Source organism: Enterobacter sp. D2, from assembly GCF_034427575.1.
Taxonomy (GTDB): Bacteria; Pseudomonadota; Gammaproteobacteria; order Enterobacterales; family Enterobacteriaceae; genus Enterobacter; species Enterobacter cloacae_M.
On sequence record NZ_JAXQPP010000001.1, the window covers coordinates 2,313,044 to 2,332,655 of the forward strand.

Annotated in this window: 19 protein-coding genes; 6 read left to right on the forward strand and 13 right to left on the reverse strand. The window is 54.9% G+C overall.

Features of this window, described 5'->3' with window-relative positions:
• Window positions 1–409 precede the first annotated feature (409 nt).
• Window positions 410–1,348 carry a transcriptional regulator LrhA gene (gene lrhA / locus SPG90_RS10995; protein WP_029741933.1) on the reverse strand — a complete coding sequence of 313 codons (939 nt, stop codon included), beginning with the start codon at window positions 1,346–1,348 and terminating at the stop codon, window positions 410–412.
• Between the two features lie 937 nt (window positions 1,349–2,285).
• Between lrhA and alaA the strand changes: the two genes are divergently transcribed.
• Entirely contained in the window at window positions 2,286–3,500 is a 1,215-nt protein-coding gene (alaA, locus tag SPG90_RS11000) for an alanine transaminase AlaA (RefSeq protein WP_126303490.1), read from the forward strand.
• Between the two features lie 94 nt (window positions 3,501–3,594).
• Window positions 3,595–4,194 carry a 5'-deoxynucleotidase gene (gene yfbR, locus SPG90_RS11005; RefSeq protein WP_023312539.1) on the forward strand — a complete coding sequence of 200 codons (600 nt, stop codon included), beginning with the start codon at window positions 3,595–3,597 and terminating at the stop codon, window positions 4,192–4,194.
• 81 nt (window positions 4,195–4,275) lie between these two features.
• On the opposite strand, the gene SPG90_RS11010 is transcribed toward yfbR, so the two are convergent.
• From SPG90_RS11010 to yfbV, 4 genes are all read right to left on the reverse strand, one after another.
• Window positions 4,276–6,108 (reverse strand): SLC13 family permease, encoded by a 1,833-nt coding sequence (locus tag SPG90_RS11010; RefSeq protein WP_047174247.1) that lies wholly within the window; start codon window positions 6,106–6,108, stop codon window positions 4,276–4,278.
• 75 nt (window positions 6,109–6,183) lie between these two features.
• Window positions 6,184–6,843 (reverse strand): sugar phosphatase, encoded by a 660-nt coding sequence (locus tag SPG90_RS11015; RefSeq protein WP_045402709.1) that lies wholly within the window; start codon window positions 6,841–6,843, stop codon window positions 6,184–6,186.
• Between the two features lie 11 nt (window positions 6,844–6,854).
• Window positions 6,855–7,349: a YfbU family protein gene (locus tag SPG90_RS11020; protein ID WP_023312542.1), complete on the reverse strand. Its 495-nt coding sequence runs from the start codon at window positions 7,347–7,349 to the stop codon at window positions 6,855–6,857.
• A 92-nt stretch (window positions 7,350–7,441) separates the two neighbouring features.
• On the reverse strand, window positions 7,442–7,897 hold the full coding sequence (yfbV, locus tag SPG90_RS11025) for a terminus macrodomain insulation protein YfbV (protein WP_023312543.1): 456 nt from the start codon (window positions 7,895–7,897) through the stop codon (window positions 7,442–7,444).
• A 337-nt stretch (window positions 7,898–8,234) separates the two neighbouring features.
• Between yfbV and ackA the strand changes: the two genes are divergently transcribed.
• The gene (gene ackA / locus SPG90_RS11030) at window positions 8,235–9,437 is read left to right on the forward strand and encodes an acetate kinase (RefSeq protein WP_023312544.1); all 1,203 of its coding nucleotides are present in this window, start codon (window positions 8,235–8,237) and stop codon (window positions 9,435–9,437) included.
• 76 nt (window positions 9,438–9,513) lie between these two features.
• On the forward strand, window positions 9,514–11,655 hold the full coding sequence (gene pta, locus SPG90_RS11035; protein WP_322408139.1) for a phosphate acetyltransferase: 2,142 nt from the start codon (window positions 9,514–9,516) through the stop codon (window positions 11,653–11,655).
• 72 nt (window positions 11,656–11,727) lie between these two features.
• Here the strand turns inward: pta and SPG90_RS11040 are convergent, their stop codons facing one another.
• From SPG90_RS11040 to SPG90_RS11060, 5 genes are all read right to left on the reverse strand, one after another.
• The gene (locus SPG90_RS11040; RefSeq protein WP_047174244.1) at window positions 11,728–12,681 is read right to left on the reverse strand and encodes a transketolase family protein; all 954 of its coding nucleotides are present in this window, start codon (window positions 12,679–12,681) and stop codon (window positions 11,728–11,730) included.
• Entirely contained in the window at window positions 12,674–13,504 is an 831-nt protein-coding gene (locus tag SPG90_RS11045; RefSeq protein ID WP_047174243.1) for a transketolase, read from the reverse strand. Before SPG90_RS11045 ends, SPG90_RS11040 begins: the two co-directional genes overlap by 8 nt.
• Entirely contained in the window at window positions 13,501–14,892 is a 1,392-nt protein-coding gene (locus SPG90_RS11050) for a PTS ascorbate transporter subunit IIC (RefSeq protein WP_115875900.1), read from the reverse strand. Before SPG90_RS11050 ends, SPG90_RS11045 begins: the two co-directional genes overlap by 4 nt.
• Window positions 14,893–14,913: 21 nt before the next feature.
• Window positions 14,914–15,186 (reverse strand): PTS sugar transporter subunit IIB, encoded by a 273-nt coding sequence (locus tag SPG90_RS11055; RefSeq protein WP_003861447.1) that lies wholly within the window; start codon window positions 15,184–15,186, stop codon window positions 14,914–14,916.
• Between the two features lie 80 nt (window positions 15,187–15,266).
• Window positions 15,267–15,710, reverse strand: a complete 444-nt coding sequence (locus SPG90_RS11060; protein WP_047174241.1) for a PTS sugar transporter subunit IIA — start codon at window positions 15,708–15,710, stop codon at window positions 15,267–15,269.
• Window positions 15,711–15,944: 234 nt separating this feature from the next.
• On the opposite strand from SPG90_RS11060, the gene SPG90_RS11065 reads away from it, so the two are divergent.
• A complete protein-coding gene (locus SPG90_RS11065) occupies window positions 15,945–16,964 on the forward strand; it encodes a LacI family DNA-binding transcriptional regulator (protein WP_023312550.1) in 1,020 nt (339 codons plus the stop codon).
• 3 nt (window positions 16,965–16,967) lie between these two features.
• Here SPG90_RS11065 and yfcD read toward each other — a convergent pair whose 3' ends face one another.
• Genes yfcD through yfcF form a run of 3 tightly spaced genes read right to left on the reverse strand, consistent with a single transcriptional unit; the run spans window position 16,968 to window position 18,830 of the window.
• Complete coding sequence (yfcD, locus tag SPG90_RS11070; RefSeq protein WP_023312551.1) at window positions 16,968–17,522, reverse strand: NUDIX hydrolase YfcD; 555 nt, start codon at window positions 17,520–17,522, stop codon at window positions 16,968–16,970.
• 55 nt (window positions 17,523–17,577) lie between these two features.
• Window positions 17,578–18,129: a phosphodiesterase gene (yfcE, locus tag SPG90_RS11075; protein ID WP_045402695.1), complete on the reverse strand. Its 552-nt coding sequence runs from the start codon at window positions 18,127–18,129 to the stop codon at window positions 17,578–17,580.
• 56 nt (window positions 18,130–18,185) lie between these two features.
• The gene (yfcF, locus tag SPG90_RS11080; protein WP_045402694.1) at window positions 18,186–18,830 is read right to left on the reverse strand and encodes a glutathione transferase; all 645 of its coding nucleotides are present in this window, start codon (window positions 18,828–18,830) and stop codon (window positions 18,186–18,188) included.
• Window positions 18,831–18,971: 141 nt separating this feature from the next.
• Between yfcF and yfcG the strand changes: the two genes are divergently transcribed.
• Window positions 18,972–19,601, forward strand: a complete 630-nt coding sequence (gene yfcG / locus SPG90_RS11085; RefSeq protein ID WP_023312554.1) for a GSH-dependent disulfide bond oxidoreductase — start codon at window positions 18,972–18,974, stop codon at window positions 19,599–19,601.
• The last annotated feature ends 11 nt before the right edge of the window (window positions 19,602–19,612 follow it).

The following is a 19,612-nucleotide window of genomic DNA, read 5'->3' on the forward strand; positions in this document are numbered from 1 at the left end:
CCCTTTAACCCTGGTGGGTGCATGACTTTCCGTCAAATGTATGTTGTTGAATCGTGTCCGTTTCGGAAGTAAAAAAAATAACCCTCCTATTTTGACAGGATTTGCCAACGATTCCTCCCCCCAAATAGGAGTATTTTCTTGATCTGCGACACGCTTTTGTTAATTCAACATGGAAAACGGCAACATATTTCCTGTTTTTTTAACATGAGATGGATATGGGCGAAGTTAGAACGGAAAACGGACAAGTTTTAAGCAAAAGTATTCAGCTTATTGATAAATAAGAGAGTATCCTGAAAACCCTTGCGCCATAAGCGGGTATTATTGCGTAAAAAAAGCCACTGCATGTGAAAATCACACGAGTGGCTGTTTTTTACACTTACATTTTGTTACCAGAATATTGAGCTATCGATCACTCAAAATCCCCTTCGACGATCAGGGAGTCATCCCCCCCTTCGGAGGTAACGCGCTCGAACTGCCACGGGTTATGGTAATTTTCCATCGCCTCGAACACCACTTTTGCCAACTCGTTATGGCTGGACGAATTGTGGCAGAGCAGATACTCCGTATCCGGCAGCGCAGGAAGACCATCGGATTTCCCCAGAACGCGCAGATCGGGGCTCATCATCTCTACCGGACGGGCCGTTACGCCCAGACCGGCCTTCACGGCGGCACGAACCGCTGGCAGCGTGGAAGCCACATACGCCAGACGCCACGGAATGTTGGCCTCATTCAGCGCCGTGAGCACCATATCGCGGAACGGGCTCGGGTCATCCAGTAATACCAGCGGAACCGGCTCCCCTTTTTGCAGCACATACTCGGCTGCACAATACCAGTGCGTAGGCGATGTGCGCAGCGTCAGGCAATCAAACTGCCCGGGACGATGCGTCGTCACCACCAGGTCGACTTTATGCTCATTTAACATCTCAACCATAAAGGCATTACGTTTTACGCTAACGTCAAGCGCAAGCTTCGGATAAACCGAACTAATACGATTGAGAAGAAACGGCAATATAGTATCCGCTGACTCATCAGATGCGCCTAACGTTAGCACTCCTTGAAGGTTGCTAAACATTAATGACATACATGCTTCATCATTAAAGCGAAGAATTTTCCTGGCATAACCCAGTAGCTGAATACCGTGTTCCGTTAAGAGCTTATTACGTCCGTGACGTGCAAAAAGCTCTTTACCGACCAGCTGCTCCAGCCGCTGCATTTGCTGGCTAACGGCGGACTGAGTTCGGCAAACGGCGGCAGCAGCTGCTGCAAAAGTGTTGAGATCGGCGACCGCAACAAACGTTCTCAGCAGATCGAGGTCGAGATTCATTATCGGACGATTTGCATTTATCATATCTATTCACTTTCAGGTTGCTCGTGCGGAGCTGCCCGGGTTGAAGCTGTGTGTAACAGTTAAGCAATTCCCTCTGAAGGTTTTCCCTCGCATCCCGGCCCGGCAGACTGCCTGACAGATAGTTATTGTGCTGCTTTATATCAACAGTCAGAAAGCACGTTTCATGACGTTATTTTTATTCTCTTAAACGTTCAGGATATTTAGATGTTCGCAGGTTTATGTAAATTACATTAAAGGTATAACACCTTTTCTGCCATCTTTATCGCAGCGCTGTCAACGTAGCAGGAGATGTGCGACACATTCCAGCCAGAGATAACTCCAACAATAACAATCAATTAATTCGAAAAGCCAGTGCCAGATATACAAAATTCTTGCATCTGTCCTCTGCTTTCCTGAAAGACATCTTAACCCAAATCCACTTTATTTATAAGTCTTATTGCAATATTGAGGATTAAAGAAGAATGTTAAGCCTCTAAACTAATTTTATTAAAATTAACTAAAGTTGCATTTTATAGGTTAATAATAAATAAATTTTAATTTAGATTAAGACCATTCATTAATGGCACTTAACATTAATTTCACATGAGTAACTTTTAGCCACATTATGCTTTTACAGGAACATGTATCAAGCATTCAGGTTTTACGAAAAGTCACGCAGGGTGATTGCTACCCTTGTCAGGTTCACCACTTATTTTTCCCAGCACAATATACAGAATTTTGACAAATGAATAGCACGTTTAACCTATCATCGTGCTATGCGCACAACTTTAAGACAGTAAAAAAGCTAACGCACAGCGAAAAAGATTTATCAAAATTTTGCTTCCGGCACAAAATCTTCTACTGCACACCCTTCAAAACGAAGCGAGGGGGGAGTACATTATTCCGTGCTGACTTCCACGGCAGGGAGTGGCAATAATAGCGAAAAGGTTAAAGGTTCATGTCCCCTATCGAAAAATCCAGCAAGCTAGATAACGTCTGTTATGACATCCGCGGCCCGGTTCTGAAAGAGGCAAAACGCCTTGAAGAGGAAGGCAACAAGGTTCTGAAACTCAACATTGGTAACCCTGCGCCATTTGGTTTTGAAGCGCCGGATGAAATTCTGGTTGATGTGATCCGCAACCTTCCTACTGCACAAGGCTATTGCGATTCAAAAGGACTTTACTCCGCACGTAAAGCCATCATGCAGCACTACCAGGCACGCGGTATGCGTGATGTTACCGTTGAAGATATCTATATCGGCAACGGCGTTTCCGAACTGATCGTGCAGGCGATGCAGGCGCTGCTGAACAGCGGGGACGAAATGCTGGTGCCCGCGCCGGACTATCCGCTGTGGACGGCTGCCGTATCACTGTCGAGCGGTAAAGCCGTGCACTATCTGTGCGACGAGTCCTCCGGCTGGTTCCCGGACCTCGATGATATTCGCGCGAAAATTACGCCCCGCACGCGCGGGATAGTGATCATTAACCCTAACAACCCAACGGGCGCAGTATACTCAAAAGAGCTGCTGATGGAGATCGTCGAGCTCGCCCGCCAGCACAACCTGATCATCTTTGCCGACGAAATCTACGACAAGATCCTGTACGACGCGGCACAGCACCACTCAATCGCTGCGCTGGCTCCGGACCTGCTGACCGTCACCTTTAACGGCCTGTCTAAAACCTACCGCGTGGCCGGTTTCCGCCAGGGCTGGATGGTACTGAACGGTCCGAAAAAGCACGCCAAAGGCTATATTGAAGGGCTGGAGATGCTGGCCTCCATGCGTTTATGTGCCAACGTTCCGGCGCAGCACGCGATCCAGACGGCGCTCGGCGGCTATCAGAGCATTAGCGAGTTCATCGTTCCCGGTGGTCGCCTGTATGAACAGCGCAACCGCGCGTGGGAGCTGATCAACGATATTCCGGGCGTCTCCTGCGTGAAGCCGAATGGCGCGCTCTATATGTTCCCGAAAATTGACGCGAAGCGCTTTAATATTCACGACGACCAGAAAATGGTGCTCGATTTCCTGCTGCAGGAAAAAGTGCTGCTGGTTCAGGGTACGGCGTTTAACTGGCCGTGGCCGGATCACGTGCGTATCGTGACGCTGCCGCGCGAAGATGATCTCGAAATGGCCATCAGCCGCTTCGGGCGCTTCCTCTCCGGATACCATCAGTAATCTTAAAATCAGGCTACTTCGGTAGCCTGATTTGCATCTTCCCTCCCCTCCCCGCACAATGAACGCCTGTCGCAGTGAAGACAAAAGGTAACCTATGAGTCAGAGTCATTTCTTCGCCCACCTCTCTCGCCTGAAACTCATCAACCGCTGGCCGCTGATGCGCAATGTCCGCACGGAAAATGTCTCAGAGCACAGTCTGCAGGTTGCGATGGTCGCTCACGCGCTGGCCGCCATTAAAAACCGCAAATTCAACGGTCAGGTCAATCCAGAGCGCATTGCCCTGCTGGCGATGTACCACGATGCGTCAGAAGTGCTGACCGGCGACCTGCCTACGCCGGTGAAATATTTCAACTCGCAGATTGCGCAGGAATACAAGGCCATCGAAAAGATTGCCCAGCAGAAGCTGATTGACATGGTGCCGGACGAGTTGCGCGACATCTTTGAGCCGCTCATCGATGAGCATCAGTACACGGAAGATGAAAAGTCGCTGGTCAAACAGGCCGACGCGCTCTGCGCCTACCTGAAGTGCCTGGAAGAGCTGTCTGCAGGGAATAACGAATTTTTACTGGCGAAAACGCGTCTGGAAAAAACGCTGGAATCCCGCCGAAGCGAAGAGATGGACTATTTTATGCAGGTGTTTGTGCCGAGCTTCCATCTGTCTCTGGATGAGATCAGCCAGGATTCACCGTTGTAATCTGTTTGCCCCGCAGCGCTGCGCTTGCAGGGCCTACGGGTTGTTGGCCGGGTAAGGCGCAGCCGCCACCCGGCAAAATTATCAGAACGGGAACAGAACCGGTATTAATACCACGCACACCACCATCACCAGCACGGTGAACGGCACGCCCAGCTTCACGAAATCACTGAACCTATAATTCCCGGGCCCCAGCACCAGCGTATTCACCGGTGAAGAAACTGGCGTCATAAACGCCGCGGAGGCCGCCATTGCGACCATCATCGCAAAGGGATACGGCGACACGCCCATGGATTTGGCCATCGCCAGCGCAATCGGCGCCATCAGTACCGCCGTCGCGGTGTTGGAGATAAACAGACCGATGGTGGCGCACATGATAAACAGACAGACCAGCATCATGTACGGCCCATACCCGCCCCCAACATCCATTAAGCCTCTAACGATCAGATCCACCCCGCCGGTTTTTTGCAGCGCCAGGGCGAAGGGCATCATCCCGACAATGAGGATAATGCTCGGCCAGTGAATGGCTTTATAGGCGCTTTCGGCGTCAATGCAGCGGAATTTCCCCATCAACAGGCAGGCGATGATTGCCGCGACCGGATTGGGGATTTCATCGGTCAGCATCAGCGCCACCATCAGCACCAGACAAAAAATCGCGTGGGGCGCCTGGCTGTGCGCCGGGGAGGCGTCGCTCTCCTCGACAGGCATGTTGAGTACCACAAAATCGCGCCCTTTTTGCCCGAGCTGGCTTATCAGCTTCCAGTTACCGACAACGAGGAAGATATCGCCCAGCAGGATCGGCTCATCCACCACCGCCCCTTCCATCGCCACGCCATCGCGCTTCAGCCCCACGACATTCAGGCCATAGCGGGTTCGGAATCCCATTTCCCGCACGGTTTTGCCCAGCAGTTCCGATTCCGGGATCAGCGATACTTCGGCCATGCCGACATCCAGCGCCTGATCGGAGAAATACTCCCCGCGCAGCACCATCGGTTCCAGCAGCTGTTCGCTGCAAAACTCGCGCAGATCCACGTCCGCGGTGGACATATCAATCAGCAGGACGTCCCGCGCGCGGAATTCCGACACCCCGTTGACGTTGACGATCACCCGGCGAAAACGACGCCAGCGCTCCACGCCGATCACGTTCGCGCCATAGCGCTCACGCAGCTTCAGGTCGTCAAGACGCTGTCCCACCATCGGCGAGCCGGGGCGAATAGCCAGACGGCGCGCGCGCCCGGTGAGACGGTACTCTTTAATCAGATCGCGGAAGGTGCGTCGCTTCCACCCTTCTTTATTTTTGTCCTGTTTTTCACCTTTCAGGGCAAACCGGGTCAGCAGCATGTAGACCACGCCCAACACCAGAATGACCAGCCCAAGCGGGGTGACGCTGAAAAAACTGAAGCCCTGAAATCCTTCCCGGATAAGCTCGCTGTTGACGACCAGGTTCGGCGGCGTTGCCACCAGCGTCATCATTCCGCTGATCAAACCGGCAAAACTCAGGGGCATCATCAGGCGCGACGGCGAGATCTGCATCCGCATGGAGACGCTCAGCACCACCGGGATAAAGATGGCGACCACGCCCGTTGAGCTCATAAACGCCCCCAGCCCGGCGACGGTCACCATCAGGTAGATCAGCATTTTGGTTTCGCTGCTGCCCGCCACCCTCACCAGCCACGACCCCATGATGGTTGCCACGCCGGTACGCACCAGCCCATCACCGATAATAAACAGGGCGGCAATCAGGATAACGTTGGGATCGCTAAACCCGGAGAAGGCTTCCGGCAGCGTGAGCGTACCGCTCAGCACAAACGCGACGATGACAAACAAGGCGACGGCGTCCATGCGCACCTTGCCCGTTGCAAAAAGAAGGATGGCGATTAAAAGCAGGCTCAGGACCCAAATCAGTTCACCGTTCACAACATGTCCTTGTCAGTGGGGGATGAGGAATTTTGCCATAAAAAAGCCCCAGCAATGTGGGGCTATATCATGTGATTACATTTTTAGCGAGACGGTTACAACCCCGTCAGAGGCTTTCGAAACAGCCAGCGCCGTCAGTGAATCCAGCACAAAGTCTGCCTCCTCCAGACGGGGAGATCCCGCCGGAACGTTAACGGCGATAACGTGGCTTCCGGCGTTCAGCCCAGCCAGTACACCAGCGGCCGCATCTTCCACCACCACGCACTCTGCGGGCGCGAGGCCCAGCAGTTCAGCGCCCAGTAAAAACGCGTCGGGCTCCGGTTTACCGCGCTTTACGCGCTCCGCAGTGATAAACACTTCCGGCTTCGGTAAACCTGCCGCCTTATGACGGGCGTGGGCGACGGGAATGGAGCCTGAGGTGACGATAGCCCACGGGATCTGCGCCTCGTTCAGATGCTCAAGCAATTCGCGCGCGCCCGGTAACGCAGTAATGCCGTCCGTATCCGTGGCTTCAATATGTTCCAGGTATTTGAACTCCGCCTGAATTTCGTCCTCAGAGCGTCCGGCAAGGAAGTGCCGTAGCGAGGTGATGGCCTGTTTGCCATGGATAAAATTCAGCACGTCCTGATGGTCGATGCCATGTCGGTCAGCCCAATGGCACCACGAACGCTCCACAACCGGCAGCGAATCCACCAGCGTACCGTCCAGATCAAACAGAAAACCTCTACACTGCACACGCACCTCCGTCAGGCATTAATGATTTGTTGAATTTCGTTGCTGCTTAAATGGTACTGGCGCGGGCAGGCGTGCCACGCGCTTAGCATACGCTGATATTTTTCCCACATTGGGGTCTGCGCGTTGAAGCCGTGGGTGCCCGCGTCAAAGTGGGTATAACGCCCTTCTGTATTCACCATAAAGCGAACATAGCTCAGATAACGCGCTTCCGTTGCGGCATCAAAGCCTAAGAAAGTCACGCGGCGCTCGTCAATGGACTGCTGATCTTTGAGATTCGTCCAGGAGACGTGCAGAGCGTGATACATCTCCATAATGTCGATCACGATGCGACAGGTTTCTTCTTTCAGCTCGCCAAACTCGCGGTCCAGTTCGCGCATTTGCAAACCAAAACCGCGTTCGACGATGGTTTGCAGGCGGCTGTAGCGCGCAGCGTTATCGGGATCAAGCATAGTCATCATCTTGTACTGGTTAGACAAAATCAGACGTTGAGCATGGGTCATTTCCATCTTTCGACTCCTGTAGCGCATTGCACTTTAAAAAAAAGACACGGTAACTGATTGTTACTGTGCCTTCTTTTCGTCGTCGTTTCGATGATCAATCACAAGTCATCGAGGAATGTTTTATCCAGTTGCTTAAAAGCGCGCTTTAACGTGTCCGCCAGCGCCTGGTAGTCCGGCTTGCCTTCAACCGGGGCGAGCGCCTGCCCGGCCTCCTCCAGTTTTCCGCGCACTTCATAAAACCAGTGTAAAATAGATGGGGGAAGTGGCGTGATGGAGCGTTTACCTAACCACCACAGGCCCTGCATCGGCAGGCTTAATGCGAAGAGCGCCGTCGCGACGGCAGGGCCAAGCTGGCCGCCCAACGCAATCTGCCAGCACAGCGTAAAGACAGCGACTGGCGGCATAAAGCGAATCGCATAGCGCGTGGCGCGAATGGTGCGATTCTCAATGAACATCGGCGCAAGGCGCTTTTCCATCGGCCACGTCTTTGCGTAATGCTGTCCCCGACGAAACAGACTAAAGAAATTTACGGACGGGTTCTCTGGTGTCGACATGGCTGTACCTCAACTTCACATATAAAAATTAAAATTTTCGTGCAAAACCACAACAAGCTATGACAACGTTCAAAATATTTTGTCATCTCTACCCCGTATCGGGTATCCTGTGCCAGCCTGATAGGGCCTTAGACGAGAATCATTAACTCGTCAAATTATTGCATATTATGCCATTGGCTGAAAATTGTGCAAAATGGCATAAAATCATAGTTATTTCTTCCATCATGCCACAATGTTCGTTTGGCATGATGTTAATCATAAATGTCTGCGTCATCATGCGTTACGCTGTTAGACTCACTGACGTTTTTTTAGCCACGTATCAATAATAGGTACTTCCATGTCGAGTAAGTTAGTACTGGTTCTGAACTGCGGTAGCTCCTCACTGAAATTCGCCATCATCGATGCGCTCAACGGTGACGAATACCTCTCTGGTTTGGCCGAATGTTTCCATCTGCCTGAAGCACGTATCAAGTGGAAGATGGACGGCAGCAAACAAGAAGCGGCTTTAGGTGCAGGCGCCGCTCACAGTGAAGCGCTGAACTTTATCGTTAACACTATTCTGGCACAAAAACCAGAACTGTCTGCTCAGCTGACTGCGATTGGTCACCGTATCGTCCACGGCGGCGAAAAATACACCAGCTCCGTCGTCATCGACGAATCTGTGATCCAGGGCATCAAGGACTCTGCGTCCTTCGCACCGCTGCACAACCCGGCTCACCTGATCGGTATCGCTGAAGCGCTGAAATCCTTCCCGAATCTGAAAGACAAAAACGTGGCCGTATTCGACACCGCGTTCCATCAGACCATGCCGGAAGAGTCTTACCTCTATGCCCTGCCATACAGCCTGTACAAAGAACACGGCGTACGTCGCTACGGCGCGCACGGCACCAGCCACTTCTATGTGACTCAGGAAGCCGCAAAAGTTCTGAACAAGCCGGTTGAAGAACTGAACATCATCACCTGCCACCTGGGCAACGGTGGTTCTGTTTCCGCTATCCGCAACGGTAAATGTGTTGATACCTCCATGGGTCTGACCCCGCTGGAAGGTCTGGTGATGGGTACCCGTTCCGGTGACATCGACCCGGCGATCATCTTCCACCTGCACGACACCCTGGGCATGAGCGTTGACCAGATCAACAAAATGCTGACTAAAGAGTCTGGCCTGCTGGGTCTGACCGAAGTCACCAGCGACTGCCGTTACGTTGAAGACAACTACGCAGAGAAAGAAGACGCTAAACGTGCAATGGACGTTTACTGCCACCGTCTGGCGAAGTACATCGGCTCTTACACTGCGCTGATGGAAGGCCGTCTGGACGCGGTTATCTTCACCGGTGGTATCGGTGAGAACGCGGCAATGGTTCGTGAACTGTCCCTGGGCAAACTGGGCGTTCTGGGCTTCGACGTTGATCACGAGCGTAACCTGGCTGCCCGCTTCGGCAAGTCTGGCTTCATCAACAAAGAAGGCACCCGCCCTGCTCTCGTTATCCCAACTAACGAAGAACTGGTCATTGCGCAAGACGCGCACCGCCTGACTGCCTGATTCCACACCGCCAGCAATGCTGGCGGTGCTGTTTTGTAACCCGCCCAATTGCGGCGGTAACGAAAGAGGATAAACCGTGTCCCGTACTATTATGCTGATCCCTACCGGAACCAGCGTCGGCCTGACCAGCGTCAGCCTTGGCGTTATCCGTGCTATGGAACGCAAAGGCGTTCGTCTGAGCGTCTTTAAGCCAATTGCCCAGCCACGTGCCGGTGGCGATGCGCCAGACCAGACCACCACCATCGTTCGCAAGAACTCCAATCTGCCAGCGGCTGAACCGCTGAAGATGAGCCACGTTGAATCACTGCTGTCCAGCAACCAGAAAGACGTGCTGATGGAAGAGATCATCGCCAACTACCATGCTAACGCGCAAGACGCGGAAGTGGTGCTGGTTGAAGGTCTGGTCCCGACGCGCAAACACCAGTTTGCCCAGTCTCTGAACTTTGAAATCGCGAAAACCCTGAACGCAGAGATCGTTTTCGTGATGTCTCAGGGCACCGACACCCCAGAGCAGCTGAACGAGCGTATCGAACTGACGCGCAGCAGCTTCGGCGGCGCGAAAAACACCAACATCACCGGCGTGATCGTGAACAAACTGAACGCACCGGTGGATGAGCAGGGCCGTACTCGCCCTGACCTGTCCGAGATCTTCGACGACTCTTCCAAAGCGAAAGTCATCAAAGTTGACCCGGCTAAGCTGCAGGAATCCAGCCCGCTTCCGGTTCTGGGCGCGGTGCCATGGAGCTTCGATCTGATTGCCACCCGTGCAATCGATATGGCGCGTCACCTGAACGCCACTATCGTTAACGAAGGCGACATCAACACCCGCCGCGTGAAGTCCGTAACCTTCTGTGCACGCAGCATTCCGCACATGCTGGAACACTTCCGCGCTGGTTCCCTGCTGGTGACCTCCGCAGATCGTCCTGACGTGCTGGTTGCCGCCTGCCTGGCAGCGATGAACGGCGTGGAAATCGGTGCGATCCTGCTGACCGGTGCCTACGAGATGGACCCACGCGTCAGCAAGCTGTGCGAACGCGCGTTCGCCCCCGGCCTGCCGGTCTTCATGGTGAATACCAACACCTGGCAGACCTCCCTGAGCCTGCAGAGCTTCAACCTGGAAGTGCCGGTTGATGACCACGAGCGTATCGAGAAAGTTCAGGAATACGTTGCGGGCTACATCAACGCAGACTGGATCGAATCCCTGACTGCGACCTCCGAGCGCAGCCGTCGTCTGTCTCCTCCAGCATTCCGTTACCAGCTGACCGAGCTGGCGCGCAAAGCGGGCAAACGCGTTGTTCTGCCAGAAGGCGATGAACCACGTACCGTTAAAGCAGCGGCTATCTGTGCAGAGCGCGGCATCGCGACCTGTGTGCTGCTGGGTAACCCGGATGAGATCAACCGCGTAGCGGCATCTCAGGGCGTTGAGCTGGGCGCTGGCATCGAAATCGTTGACCCAGAAGTGGTTCGCGAAAGCTACGTTGCCCGTCTGGTTGAGCTGCGTAAGAGCAAGGGCATGACCGAAGCCGTTGCGCGCGAGCAGCTGGAAGACAACGTAGTGCTGGGCACGCTGATGCTGGAGCAGGACGAAGTTGACGGTCTGGTTTCCGGTGCGGTTCACACCACGGCGAACACCATCCGTCCACCGCTGCAGCTGATCAAAACCGCGCCAGGCAGCTCTCTGGTTTCTTCCGTGTTCTTCATGCTGCTGCCTGAACAGGTTTACGTTTACGGCGACTGCGCGATCAACCCGGATCCAACTGCAGAACAGCTGGCCGAGATCGCTATCCAGTCCGCGGACTCCGCGATTGCCTTCGGTATCGAACCGCGCGTGGCGATGCTCTCCTACTCCACCGGTACCTCTGGTGCAGGTAGCGACGTAGAGAAAGTGCGTGAAGCGACCCGTCTGGCACAGGAAAAACGTCCTGACCTGATGATCGACGGCCCACTGCAGTACGACGCCGCCGTAATGGCTGACGTTGCGAAATCTAAAGCGCCGAACTCGCCGGTTGCAGGCCGCGCTACCGTGTTCATCTTCCCGGATCTGAACACCGGTAACACCACCTACAAAGCGGTACAGCGTTCTGCCGACCTGATCTCCATCGGGCCAATGCTGCAGGGCATGCGTAAACCTGTGAACGACCTGTCTCGTGGCGCACTGGTAGACGATATCGTTTACACCATCGCGCTGACGGCGATCCAGTCTTCGCAGCAGCAGTAATGTTAAAAAGCCCGGTGGCGCTAGCGCTTACCGGGCAAGAAAGGCGACCACTTAACCGGTCGCCTTTTTTATTTACAGCAGCTCGCGCGCCGCCGATACAATGTCATGTGCCGTCAGGCCATACTCTTTCTGCAGAAAATCCTGCGTCCCCACCTGGCCGTAACGCTCCTTAACGCCCACCCGCCGCATCGGCACCGGGCAGGTTTCCACCAGCACTTCCGCCACCGCCGACCCGAGGCCGTTGTGAATGCTGTGGTTTTCACAGGTGACGATGCGCCCGGTCTTCTCGGCGTAGTTTTTCACCAGCATCCGGTCGATAGGCTTCAGGGTAAACATGTCGATGACCGCCGCGCTGACGCCCTCCTGCTCAAGCTGGCGCGCAGCTTCCAGCGCTTCCGACACCATGATGCCGTTGGCAATCAGGGTAATATCGGTTCCTTCGCGCAGCACGTTGCCTTTGCCGATTGTGAAGGTTGAGCCAGGCGCATACACGCTCGGAGCCTGCTTACGGATGGTCCGTACCCAGTAGAAGCCGTCGAGATCGATAAGCTGGCGCAGCACGTCCTCGAACATCACCGCGTCGGTCACCTCCAGCACCACCGAGTGCGCCAGACCGCGCACGATGCCCATATCCTCAAACGACATATGCGTTCCGCCGTTGTGGCAGGCCGTCACGCCCGCGTCTGAAGCAATCACCTTCACGTTGTTGCGCTGATAGTCCAGGGACATAAACAGCTGGTCAAAACAGCGGCGGCTGGCAAAGGCGGTGAAGGTGTGAACGAAAGGCTTGCGTCCGGTAAGCGACAGCCCCGCCGCCGTGCCGATGACGTTGGCCTCCATAATGCCGCAGTTAATCACGTGCTGCGGATAATCTCGCGCTACGCCGTCCATCGCCATCGAGCTCATCAGGTCTGCTTCGAGCGCAATGATGTCACTTCCGGCCTCAATCTGTTTTGCCACGAAGCCAGCGTAGACCTTACGCATCTCAACGGCGTCTTTCTGTCCTGCCGGTGCAACCTTAATCATGTGAAGCCTCCAGTTGGCGAATCGTCTCGTTGAGGGCCGCTTTGCTCTCCGCGGTCAATCGCAGGTGGTGCGAGTTGCTGAGCTGCTCCAGATACGGCACCCCCTGGCCTTTGATGCTGTCGAGGATGACGACTAACGGACGCGCATCGGCTGCCAGGATCCGCGACGTCACTGCCAGCAGACCCGGAATGTCGTCCCCCTTCACCGTCGCCACGTCAAAGCCAAAGGCGCGGAATTTCCCCTCAAGGTCGAACGCGCTGATGATCTCGTCCAGCTCGCCGTCGAGCTGCTGTTTGTTCCAGTCGACAAATACCGTCAGGTTGTTCAGGCGATGGTGAGCAATAAACTGGAATGCTTCCCAGCACTGCCCCTCGTTCAGCTCGCCGTCGCCGACGATGCAGAAGACCCGATTCGGTCGCCCGGCCAGCCTGTGCGACAGCGCCATACCGCCGGCGATGGAAATCCCCTGCCCCAGCGAACCGGTGGTAGCATCTACGCCGCGCGTTTTCAGACGGTCCGGATGGCTCGGCAGGCGCGTGCCGTTCTGGTTTAGCGTGCTTAGCTCTTCCACCGGGAAGTAGCCCTTGATTGCCAGCGTGCTGTAGAGCGCCGGGCCCGCATGGCCTTTCGACAGGACAAAATAGTCTCGCTCCGGCCAGTCCGGATCCGCCGGGTCGATTTTCATCACCGCGCCGTAGAGCACGGCCAGCGTTTCAACCACCGACATGCTGCCGCCATAGTGTCCAAAGCCCAGCTGCGTCAGAGACTTCAGCGTCTCAAGACGGATCTGACGCGCGAGTTCGGTTATCTCTTTCTCATTCATGATTTGGCTCCGGTGTTTTCCTGCGCGTTACCGCCTGCAGGTTTGTTTTTCGCGAAGATGTTGTACGCCACCAGCAGCGCAAACAGCGCCACGACCAGCCCGGTGATGGCCAGCGGCGACAGGAAGCGCGCCAGGTTGCCGAGCACAATCCCGACCGCGCCGAAGTCGGCGTCCGAGAAGGTGGTGTTGGCAAAACCAATGGCGCCCAGTACCGGCAGCAGCAGGACCGGCAGGAAGGTGATCAACAGGCCGTTGGCAAACGCACCGATCATCGCCCCGCGACGTCCACCGGTGGCGTTACCGAACACGCCCGCCGTTGCGCCGGTGAAGAAGTGCGGCACGACGCCCGGGAGGATCAGCACCCAGCTAAACTGACCGCAGATGAACAACCCCACAATCCCGCCGAGGAAGCTGAACAGGAAGCCAATCAGCACCGCGTTTGGCGCATAGGGGTACACCACCGGGCAGTCCAGCGCAGGACGCGCGTTCGGCACCAGTTTCTCCGAGAAGCCGGTAAAGGCCGGGACGATTTCTGCCAGAATCAGGCGTACGCCCTGCAGGATAATGAACACCCCCGCCGCAAAGGTGATTGCCATGATGATGGCGTAGACGAGGTAGTTCTGGCCGGCGCTGAAGGTAGCCTCGACGTACTCGCGCCCGGCGCTCACCGCCATGATCAGGTAGATAATCATCATGGTCAGGGAAATGGAGATCGAGCTGTCGCGCAGGAAGCTCAGATTCTTCGGCAGGTTCATCTCTTCGGTTGAGCGGGAGCCTTTGCCGACCTTGCTGCCAATCCAGCCCGACAGCACGTAGCCCAGCGTGCCAAAGTGGCCGAAGGCAATCTCATCGTTGCCGGTAATGCGCTTCATGTAGCGCTGCGCAATCGCCGGGAAGAAAGCCATGATCAGGCCGAGGATCAGCGAGCCGGTAAAGACCAGACCCACGCCCTCAAAGCCTGCTACCGTCAGGATCACGCCAATCATGCACGCCATGTAAAACGTGTGGTGCCCGGTCAGGAAGATGTACTTCAGGCGAGTAAAGCGCGCGACGATAATATTCGCCACCATGCCGAAGGCCATAATCAGCGCGGTCGCTGCACCGTATTTCTCCAGCGCAATTGACACAATCGCTTCATTGTTTGGAATAATGCCCTGAATCGTAAAGGCGTGCTCAAACATACCGCCCAAAGGATTTAATGACCCCACCAGCACCGTAGCGCCGCCGCCCAGCACAATAAAGCCGAGAATGGTTTTAATCGTCCCTTTCACCACGTCCGAAAACGCTTTTTTCTGCGCAACCAGACCAATAAGCGCAATTAAGCCGACCAGCACCGAAGGGACTTTTAAAATATCAACAACGAAATTCAGCGTTTCAAGGATAAACATATCCACCTCGCCTTATCAGGGTTATTGTCTTTCGAACCAGGCGCGCAGCTGCGCTTCAAGTTCGTTGATGTCGATGATGTTGTTAATCACCACCAGCTGGCTTTCCGGCACGCTGGCGCTGGCCGCAATGTCTTTTGCCATCACGAACAGATCGGCCGCGCCCGGCGTGGCCGAGGAGAGATCGGAATGTTCAACCTCAGCCTCAATCTCCAGTTTTTTAAGCACCTTTTTAATATTCATTTCGACCATAAAACTGCTGCCCAGGCCGGAGCCGCAAATAGCCATGATTTTCATTGTTGTCCCCTTATTTTGAGTAGAGCACGCCCCATCACGCTGTCGCGTAATGTTGTGAATAATCGGATTAAAGAATTAAATCAGAAGCGGTCAATAATCGTTTTAATTTCCTCCAGGGTATTCGCCTGATGCAGTTTCTCCATATCCTCGTCGCTGGAAAATAATTCTGCGAGTGCGGATATCATTTCGATATGGCTATGTTTATCCGGTGCTGCGAGCATAATAATCACATCGACAGGGTCAAACTCACCGGCACCAAACGAGACGCCCTGTTTTAGTTTTAATAAAGACAACCCCAGTCCTTTGGCGCCTTCCTCCGGCCGCGCATGCGGCATCGCCAGCCCTGGTGCCAGCACATAATAGGGTCCTAACGTGTGGTGCTGCTGGATGATGGCCGTGACGTATTCAGGCTCAATCACCTGCAAATCCAGAAGCGGCTTCGCGCACAGCTCCAGCGCCTGCGGCCAGTTTTCCACGCTATCCTGCAGCGCGATGGTTGTATCATATATCCATTTTTTGAGCACTTTTCACTCCCGCTACACGCTAAAGATGAGCAAACTTTATTCAACACATCGCTGGATGACTGCGATCGCGATCACAAAGATAGCGCTACCAATACTTAACATGCAGAAATGTGATAGCGCTATCAAATTGCAATCACGGCGCTAAATCACAGCAAAAAAAGGGATTTAAGGCGTATACTGCCTGTCACGTGAAGCGAAGGAAATGAAGAACGCGTCTGGTCAGCAGGAAGGTGTATGTCTCTAACCCGAAAACGGCGCAGTACTGGTAAAGTGACACTCGCCGATGTCGCACAGCTTGCCGGTGTGGGCACGATGACCGTGTCCCGTGCACTCCGCACGCCCGAACAGGTTTCCGATAAACTACGAGAAAAAATTGAAGCTGCCGTGCAGGAGCTGGGTTATATGCCGAATCTTGCCGCCAGCGCGCTTGCCTCGGCGTCATCGTGGACGATAGCCATGGTGGTGCCTAACCTCTCCGAAGCCGGCTGCTCGGAGATGTTCGCCGGGCTACAGCAGGTGCTACAGCCTGCCGGGTATCAGATCATGCTGGCAGAGTCCCAGCATCGTCTTGAGCAGGAGGAGAAGTTGCTGGAGACGCTGCTGGCGTCGAATATTGCCGCCGCTATCCTGCTCAGCGTTGAACATACCGACACCGTTCGCCACTGGCTGAAAAACGCCTCTATTCCGGTGATGGAGATGGGCGCCATGCGCGCCGACCCGATTGATATGAATATCGGGATTGATAACGTAGCGGCCATGTATGAACTCACGGAAATGGTGATTAAGCGCGGCTACCAAAATATTGGCCTGCTGTGCGCCAACCAGGAGCAGTGGATTTTCCAGCAGCATTTGCAGGGCTGGTACAAAGCCATGCTTCGCCACCATATGTCGCCGACCCGTGTAATTAACGCGGCGATGCCGCCAAGCTTCTCGACAGGCGCGGCACAGCTGCCTGAATTCCTGCTGGCGTGGCCGGAGCTGGATGCGCTGGTATGCGTCTCAGATGAGCTGGCCTGCGGGGCGCTGTACGAGTGCCAGCGCAGGCGAATCAAGGTGCCGGACGACCTGGCGGTGGTAGGTTTTGGCGATAGCGACGTGAGCCGCGTCTGTCAGCCGCCGCTGACGACGATGGCGGTGCCGCATCGTAAGATTGGAATTGAAGCCGGGAAAGCGTTGCTGGAGCGTCTGAATGACGGTGACTGGCGCGATCAAAAGCCCATCGCGTCCAGTCTGTGTCTGAGAGAAAGTTGCTGAATATTACTCAGCCTCTTCCTCTTTCTCTGATTTGGTCGATTCGTTTTTGGCGTTGCGGGTCATCCACAGCGCCAGCGCTTTTAACGAATCCGGCGTGAACTCGTCGCAGCGCGCGGTGATCTCTTCCGGCGTCATCCAGCTGACTTCACTCACCTCTTCTTCCTGCAGAGCGAACGGCCCGTGGGAGACGCAGCTAAACAGCCCGCCCCAGACGCGGCAGTTTTCGTCTTCGAAATAGAACTGGCCGTGCTCGGCAAACGGCACGCCGGCGATACCTAACTCTTCTTCTGCTTCTCGACGCGCGGAATCCAGCAGCACTTCATCTGCCTGGACAACACCGCCTGCGGTGGCATCCAGCATACCCGGGAGAAAATCTTTGGTGTCCGTGCGGCGCTGGACCAGAATTTTGCCCATACCGTCATGCACAACGATGTACGTTGCGCGGTGGCGCAGACGCTCCGCACGCATTTGTTCGCGGCTGGCCTGCGCGATCACTTCATTCTCTTCGCTGACAATGTCAACCCACTCTGTACTTGCCAAATGACTCTGCTCCACCATCGGGAAACCTTCTCTTCTAAGCGCTCTTTCGGCGCGTTTGCAGTTGAGGTGTAACTTACGGATTAATCGCTACCTGCGCAATAACTTGCTGATCATTAAGTGCGATAACGCGCAGGGTATTTCCATCCAGCATGCCATAGCTCGCTGGATAACCGCCTTTCGGTATGCTGACCGATCCCGGGTTGAAGTGATAAATCTCACCGCGCTTTTCAGCAACCGGAATATGAGTATGACCGTAAACCAGGACATCGCCAGCCGCGAGCGCCGGGAGATTATCCGGGCTAAAAAGATGCCCGTGCGTCAGGAACAGGCGGCTTTGTTTCAGCAGCACCTGCTGCCATGGCGCGGTAAGGGGAAAATGCAGCAGCATCTGGTCCACTTCGCTGTCGCAGTTGCCGCGAACGGCGATGATTCGTGAGGCGTACGGGTTGAGCTTTTCCGCGACCTGCGCCGGAGCGTAGCCGTCCGGCAGCGCGTTGCGCGGGCCGTGGTTGAGCACATCCCCCAGTATAATCAGCCACTGCGCGCCGCTTTGTGCAAACAGGGAAAGGACACGCTCGGTAGCGGGCAGCGATCCATGGATATCCGACGCAAACATCAGTTTCATCAGTCACTCCTCGGGAAAACAGACTGCCCCCATCATACCTGAAGCGTCCGGGCTTATCAGCCCGCGCGCCTGGCAGATAGTGCCACATAGCGCTGCACGGAGGCACGCTGCCACTGAAACGCGGCATAATCCACCAGCAGCTGCGGCACCTCATCGCCGTTGAGGATCAGGCGGTTTAGCATCAACGCAAGATCGGCGTCGGCAATGCACCACTCGCCGAACAGGTTCGGGTTGCCGTGTGCGAGGAGCGAGGTGGCGCTTTCAATGAGTTTTTGCGCGCTTTCACGACCTTCAGCGCTGAGCGCTGGCTTTTTCACCCCGGCGAACACGACGTCCGTTGAGCGTTCCACGCGAATTGGCACCAGATCGCTTCGCAGCCACGCCTGGATCTGCCGCGCCCGCGCGCGTTTTTGCAGGTCGTGAGGATAGATGCGCTCCCACTCGGGCGGCGCGAACCGATCTTCCAGATATTCATCAATCGCCGACGATTCGCTCAGGGCAAAACCGTCAATCTCCAGCACCGGCACGCGTCGGGTCAGGTCGTAACCCTGCCACTGTGGCTTGAGATGCTCACCGCCGTCGAGATCAACGGATTTCAGCGTAAAAGTGAGTCCTTTTTCGGCCAGCGCAACGTATACGCTCATAACATAGGGAGAAAAGAAATTCGCATCGGACCACAACGTGATTACGGGCTGGTTCATAACATCCTCATCGGCTGATCGGGTTTTTACTCAACATATAATCTCTTTGCGTCGCTGTCACTTGATGAAAACTCACGATTTACAACAACCACCTATACTCATTTGTCATGGCACCACTATTCGCATGGACAGGAGTTGAGAATGATCGACCTTTATTACGCCCCTACCCCAAACGGCCATAAGATCACCCTCTTTCTTGAAGAAGCCGAGCTGGATTACAGGATCATTCGCGTGGATATCAGCAAAGGCGAACAGTTCAGCCCTCTCTTTCTGGCTATATCGCCGAATAATAAAATCCCGGCCATTATTGATAACCAGCCGGCGGACGGGGGCAGGCCGCTGAGCCTGTTTGAATCCGGTGAAATTTTGCTCTACCTGGCGGAGAAAACCGGCAAACTGCTGAGCGGCGAACTGCGCGAGCGTCACCATACCCTGCAATGGCTCTTCTGGCAGGCGAGCGGGCTGGGGCCCATGCTGGGGCAAAATCATCATTTTACCGCTTACGCCCCGCAGCCCATTCCCTACGCGATCGAACGCTATCAGGTTGAGACTCAACGGCTGTATGACGTTCTGAACCGTCGGCTGAAGAAAACGCCGTGGCTCGGGGGCGATCATTACAGTATTGCCGATATCGCCTGCTGGCCGTGGGTGAATACGCATGAAAAACACCGAATTGACCTGGCCGCTTACCCGGCGGTGAATAACTGGTTTGAGCGCATTCGGACCCGCCCGGCCACCGAGCGGGCGATGCAAAAAATCCAGCAGATTTAACCCCCTATGAG